1 protein-coding gene is annotated in these 387 nt (G+C 64.6%); it reads left to right on the forward strand.

Annotated features, from left to right (window positions below; translation table 11 throughout):
- Window positions 1-387, forward strand: a 387-nt coding sequence (locus GR197_RS31810; protein ID WP_204330546.1) for a hypothetical protein, incomplete at both ends; no start/stop codon positions are given.

Raw genomic sequence — 387 nt, forward strand, 5'->3', positions numbered from 1 at the left:
GTGATTCAGGGACCAAGGTCGTCGGTGCAGATTTGGATCCTCTTCGCCAATGGCTGCGAGAGAGCAACGGCCTCCGTTGGCGCTACCGCCAACCCTGGCTCTTGCTAACCGGCAACGACACCGCCATCACCAGCCTGGTCCCCGAACTGAAAAACCAATGCTGGCACATCACCGACGACGCCATCCTCCTCTGGCAAAAGCCTGTAGCCGAAGGCCGCCCCGACGACACCTGGCTGCGTGAGCTATACAAACTGCGCCGCCGCCGCCCGGTCGACGCGATCGTGGTAGTCGGCGATGCCGCGTCCAACGCTCCAACGCCAAGCCGTGGCACCAACGCCGCCGGCATCCAGCTCGCGCACATCGCTTCGCGGCTGCGCTGGTCTGCAC

The organism is Rhizobium phaseoli (assembly GCF_010668805.1).
In the GTDB taxonomy this organism is placed as follows: Bacteria; Pseudomonadota; Alphaproteobacteria; order Rhizobiales; family Rhizobiaceae; genus Rhizobium; species Rhizobium phaseoli_A.